Annotated in this window: 5 protein-coding genes and 1 pseudogene; 4 read left to right on the top strand and 2 right to left on the bottom strand. The window is 36.7% G+C overall.

The features are described 5' to 3' along the window. Both Q0410_RS00445 and Q0410_RS00440 read left to right on the top strand, forming a co-directional pair. A partial coding sequence (locus Q0410_RS00445; protein ID WP_299031559.1) for a GNAT family N-acetyltransferase occupies positions 1-278 on the top strand: 278 nt, incomplete at its 5' end. Between the two features lie 158 nt (positions 279-436). Then, positions 437-1,297, top strand: a complete 861-nt coding sequence (locus Q0410_RS00440) for an ROK family protein (protein WP_299031556.1) — start codon at positions 437-439, stop codon at positions 1,295-1,297. 118 nt (positions 1,298-1,415) lie between these two features. Here Q0410_RS00440 and Q0410_RS00435 read toward each other — a convergent pair whose 3' ends face one another. Together Q0410_RS00435 and Q0410_RS00430 are read right to left on the bottom strand one after the other, a co-directional pair. Beyond that, a complete protein-coding gene (locus tag Q0410_RS00435; RefSeq protein WP_299031552.1) occupies positions 1,416-1,595 on the bottom strand; it encodes a hypothetical protein in 180 nt (59 codons plus the stop codon). A gap of 179 nt (positions 1,596-1,774) precedes the next feature. Next, positions 1,775-2,470 carry a hypothetical protein gene (locus Q0410_RS00430; RefSeq protein WP_299031549.1) on the bottom strand — a complete coding sequence of 232 codons (696 nt, stop codon included), beginning with the start codon at positions 2,468-2,470 and terminating at the stop codon, positions 1,775-1,777. Positions 2,471-2,877: 407 nt separating this feature from the next. Between Q0410_RS00430 and Q0410_RS00425 the strand changes: the two are divergent. Further along, positions 2,878-4,799: pseudogene (locus Q0410_RS00425) on the top strand (acyl-CoA dehydrogenase family protein); the annotation flags it as partial. 12 nt (positions 4,800-4,811) lie between these two features. Further along, positions 4,812-5,573: FprA family A-type flavoprotein (locus tag Q0410_RS00420; protein ID WP_299031547.1), on the top strand; the 762-nt coding region annotated here is incomplete at its 3' end.

The following is a 5,573-nucleotide window of genomic DNA, read 5'->3' as shown; positions in this document are numbered from 1 at the left end:
TATATCAAAAAGTGAGACAAGCCTACACAGATTATCTTAAAAATGATTTTTTAAAAAGTGGCAAAAATTATTTGGCTATTCTAATAGACGAAAAATCCTACCTATCTGCCCTAAGACTCTTTGATGAGGGGAAATATTTCCTACTAGAAGCCCTAGAAACTAATCCTAGTTTTAGAAGGAAGGGTTATGGGGAAAAACTCCTTAGCAAAGTTCTTGATAACTTTGCCAATAGAGAGGAAATAAGATCGGAGGTGGGGAAAAATAATAAAAAAGCTTAAATCTCCATAAAAAATTAGGTTTTAAGATAAAAGAAGAAAGAGAAAAAAACTATCTTCTTGTTTTTAAGGAAGATAGTTAGCCTTTATAATCGTGATATAATTTTATAAAAAGTGGTAAAATATAAGAAAGAAAAGGTTTATAAATATAAGGAGGGTTTATGTTAGCGATATTAGAAGCTGGCGGAACCAAGATGATTTGTGCTGTTGGTAACAGCAAGCTAGAGGTCTTAGATGACATTAGGATTGATACAAGAAGACCAGAAGAAACTTTTAAAGATATAAAAAAGTTTTTTGGCAAATACAAAGACGAAATCAAGTCTATAGCTGTAGGCTCTTTTGGACCTATAGAGGTTAACCCTGATTCTAAAGACTATGGCAAGATTTTAAATACTCCTAAGGAAGGTTGGAAGGATTTTAATATTGTAAAATGTCTTGAAGAAGACTTCCCTGTGCCAATTTTTGTAACAACTGATGTAAATGCCTCAGCCTATGGTGAATATAAGGTAGGTCGTGGGGAAGGCAAGACTAGCCTTGCCTACTATACTGTAGGAACAGGTGTCGGTGGTGGCCTTGTACAAGATGATAATTTCCTTGGAGGAAGAAGCCATCCTGAGATGGGTCATATGATTATAAAAAAAGACCCTAGGGACACCTATGAAGGTGGATGTATGTGCCACGGTGATTGCCTAGAAGGACTTGCATCTGGCCCAAATATAGAAAAAAGAATGGGTAAGTGCGGACAAGACCTAGACTGCGAGGATGAGTTTTGGGATATAGAAGCCTACTACCTAGCCCAAGCTGCCCACAATACCAGCCTTATGTTTAGCCCAGAAGTCATAGTTTTTGGTGGCGGAGTTATGCAGGTAGATGGCCTTATAGAAAAAGTAAGGAAAAAATTTAAAGACCTTATGAATGGCTATGTAGACCTACCTGACTTGGATGAATATATAGTTAGACCAAAATATGATGGTAAGTCAGCTACCCTAGGGCTTTTAATCCTAGCCCAAGAAATTTTATAATAAAAACAAGGCCCCGTTTTCGGGGCCTTTGATAATGGGCAAGTCTAGTTAAAAATTTAATAAAGCATCTTATTTTGTTGACCAAAAGGGAGGAAGGCCTTGCTCATTATCCGTTGGTTTAGTAAACTTTTTTCTTATCCAAGACAAGGCCAAGTAGGTAGCCAAAGGTTAGACAAGCTAGAAATACTAAAATCATATTTTCTTTTAAAACCAGGCTAGAATAACCACCTAGGGCTGCTCCAATCTGGGTAAAAAGCATTTTATAAGATGTAAAATCGTTTTCTCTATAGTTAAACATAGTAAATCCTTTCTATGACATGAGGCAATCGCGTTTGTTAATTATCTATTTATCTAGATAACTTATTGATATTTATATCTTACCACACTTTTATTACTTTATCAAGATAACATAGAGAAAATTTTATAAAAAAATCCCAAAAGCAAAATTTGCTCTTGGGAAAATTTTCTTACTTTCTTTTATGAAGAGATTGAAACACTTGTTGCAACTCCGTTTTCTACAAATATTATTAGGGCAAGTCCTGTGTCCTTGCATTCATTTAGGTATTTGAGGAAGTCTTCTTTGTTAAATATCTTTGGGTCAGCCATACCACCAACAGCTTGAAGAACTGTATCATTGTTTACTACAAACTTGTGGTCTTTTTCATTTCCTATTTCTTCGACATTTTCATAGTCTTCAGGGTTTTCAAAATAATCAAAGGATCCAGAAACTACAAATTTATTATCTTCAAACTTATACTCATAGGCAGTAGCTGTGATATAATCACTTGGCTCACCCTTAAGCTCAGCTATCATAGATGAAACATACTTGCCGTCTTTCTCATGGGCCTTATCTTCTTCGCTAGTTTCCTTTTCTGGGCTAGTTTTTTCTGCCACTTGTTTATCGTCCTTTTTTTCTTCTTCTTTTGAGACTTCTAAAACTTCTTTTTCTGCCTCTTCTTTCTTATCGTCTTTGTCTTCTTCAGTATCCTTAAGCTTAGACTTGTCTATATCGTCTTCTGCTGGTTTATTTTCTGTATCCATCTCTTCTTGGACTTCTTCTACAATTTCGCTTGATTCGTCTTTATCAGCTACAGCCACTTCATTTGAATCACAACCTACAAGGCTTAGGGCCATAAGCGATAAAATTATTGGTTTATATAATTTGTTTTTCATAATACACCTCTTGTTCCTATTATACCCCAAAGCTATGATATAAAACTTAAAACTTTGTTAAGGATTTAAAAGAAAGTGTTTCTATCAGTAGAAAAACACACAAAACTTAGCTTGGAAAAAAATTAACTAAATTATTAATTTTTGGTTATAAATTAGGGGAAATGGATATAAATTATAAGAGGAAAATGTTTTGAAAATAAGCCTATTGATAAATGAATTTGCTAGAGTTTGCTTATTTTTTTCCAAGAACTTTAAATTATAACAATTAACTTTTAGTTATTTTGGAAAAAACGAGGTTTTACCAAACAAATTTATAAGATATTTGTAAGTGAAAATATTCTTGACAAAACGTTTTCTTAGTACTACTTATACTAGTATAAGGATAATAATGTAAGGAGGATTATAAGCTTTTTAAAACAACAGAACAACACGAAGAGCTTAGGAAAAAAGTCAGAGCTTTCGCAGAAGAAAAGGTAAAACCTATCGCCTTCGACCTCGACCAAAATAATGAGTATCCTGACGATATAGTTAAGGAAATGGGTGAGTTAGGATTTATGGGTATCCCATATCCAAAGGAATACGGTGGTCAAGGTCTTGACGTAATTTCTTATGTTATTACAGTAGAAGAATTATCTAGAGTAGATGGTGGTGTAGGCGTAATTTGCTCTGCTCACACATCTTTAAGTAGCTGCCCAATCTTTGCCTTCGGTACTGAAGAACAAAAACAAAAATACCTAGTTCCACTTGCTAAGGGTGAAAAAGTAGGTGCTTTTGGTCTTACAGAAGAAAATGCTGGTTCTGATGCTGGTGGTACTGAAACAACAGCAGTTCTTGACGGCGACAACTATATACTAAATGGTAAAAAATCTTTATTACAAACGTTCCAAAGGCTGATACATATGTAGTATTTGCAGTAACTACACCTGGTATTGGTACTCACGGTATTTCAGCATTTATAGTAGAAAAAGAATTTGAAGGATTTACCTTCTCTGATCACTATGACAAATTAGGTATCAGATCATCATCTACAGCTGAACTTCACTTTGACAATGTAAAAGTTCCAAAAGAAAACTTACTTGGTAGAGAAGGCCAAGGTTTTGCTATAGCTATGGCAACTCTAGACGGTGGTAGAATTGGTATAGCATCTCAAGCCTTAGGTATTGGCCAAGGCGCATATGAATCCGCCCTTGCTTATGCAAAAGAACGTGAACAATTTGGCATGCCAATAGCTCACTTACAAAGAAATACTTTCAAACTTGCTGACATGGCAACATACCTACGTGGCGCAAGACTTATGATCTACTCTGCGGCAGAACTTAAAGAAAACCACGAAAGATACTCTGCAGAAGCAGCAATGGCTAAACATGTTGCATCAGATTTAGCAATGAAAATAACAACAGAAGCAGTTCAACTATATGGTGGATCAGGCTTCATCAAGGGAATCGACGTAGAAAGATTCTTCAGGGACGCTAAAATCACTCAAATCTACGAAGGTACTAACGAAATCATGAGAGTAGTAGTTGGTGCAAACACAGTAGGACGTGCTCCAAAGATGAAAAGAGCTGGAGGCAAAGGCAAAGCAGCTCCAATCGCAGGTGTACGTAAAGGCGAAATCTTTGAAGGAAATCCAAAAGAAGCGGTTAAAAAACTAGTAGCAGCCCTAAAGAAAGACGGCTATGACTTTACAATTGGTATCGATCCAATGACACCAATAAACGAAGCACAAAGAGTAGTTGTAGCAGGTCGTGGTATAGGTGAAAAGGAAAACATGAAACTAATAGAAGACCTAGCTTATCAAGCAGGTGCAGCTATTTCATCATCTAGACCAGTAGCAGAAACATTAAAATATGTTCCACTTGAAAGATATATCGGTATGAGTGGTCAAAGCTTCAAAGGCAACCTCTACATCGGTGTAGGTGTATCAGGAGCAGGCCAACACTTAAAGGGAATGAAAGACGCATCAACAATTGTTGCGATAAACAACAGCAAAAACGCTCACATCTTCAACAACTGTTACTACGGTATAGTAGGCGATGCAATGGAAATTCTTCCACTATTAATCAAAGAACTTGATAACGGCGAAGAAAAGAAACCAGCACCACCACAACCAAAAATCAAAAGAAGTAAACCAAGAAAAATGGCTCCAAAAGAAGACGTTTATGTAGACTTAGGATCAGGTTATGAATATGACCCTGAAGTAGGAGATCCAACACAAGGAATCGAGCCGGGCACTCCATTTGACAAACTTCCTGACAGCTGGGTATCACCTGTTTCTGGCGAAGATAAAGACGAATTCATCAAGATGGAATTCCCAGAAGATAGAAAGTAGTAGGAGGTAATAATGTATACAGTTAGAAAAGTAACAGACGATTTATATTATGTAGGTGGAGACGACAGAAGATTAGCCTTATTTGAAAATATATTTCCAATACCTGAAGGTGTATCATATAACTCCTACCTATTAATGGACGAAAAAACAGTACTAATAGACTCAATAGACTGGGCAGTAACCAGAGAATATATGGTAAACATAGCAAGAGTCCTAGACGGCAGAGACCTTGACTACATGATAGTTCACCACATGGAACCAGACCACTGTTCAGCAATAGAGTTAATGCTACAAAGATATCCAAACATGAAAATAATCTCTTCTGAAAAGGGAGTAATGTTCATGAGACAATTTGGTTACCACGTAGATGATAGATATATCGAAGTAAAAGAAGGCGACACAGTAAGCTTTGGTAAACACGAATTTACCTTCGTAGAAGCACCAATGGTACACTGGCCAGAAGTGCTAATGAGCTATGACTCATACGACAAAGTCCTATTCTCAGCAGACGCATTTGGATCATTTATCGCAAACAACGGTAGACTATTTGCAGACGAAGTAGACTGGGACAGAGACTATCTAGACGAAGGACGTAGATACTACACAAACATCGTAGGTAAATACGGAACATTCGTACAAAAAGCCCTAGAAAAAGCAGGTGGCCTAGACCTTAAATACATCTGCCCACTACACGGCCTAGTATGGAGAGATAATTTCGACTACATCATAGACAAATACGTCCACTGGGCAACCTACGAACCAGAAGAAGAAGGT

This window comes from uncultured Anaerococcus sp., assembly GCF_937934665.1.
In the GTDB taxonomy this organism is placed as follows: domain Bacteria; phylum Bacillota; class Clostridia; order Tissierellales; family Peptoniphilaceae; genus Anaerococcus.
The sequence above is the reverse complement of the archived record's forward strand: the minus strand, read 5'-3'. Positions and strand labels throughout refer to the sequence as shown.

Excerpts from the sequence above, each read along its gene's own strand:
- Q0410_RS00430 (WP_299031549.1), bottom strand. The coding sequence starts at position 2,470 with ATGAAAAACAAATTATATAAACCAATAATTTTATCGCTTATGGCCCTA.
- Q0410_RS00440 (WP_299031556.1), top strand. The coding sequence starts at position 437 with ATGTTAGCGATATTAGAAGCTGGCGGAACCAAGATGATTTGTGCTGTT.
- Q0410_RS00435 (WP_299031552.1), bottom strand. The coding sequence starts at position 1,595 with ATGTTTAACTATAGAGAAAACGATTTTACATCTTATAAAATGCTTTTT.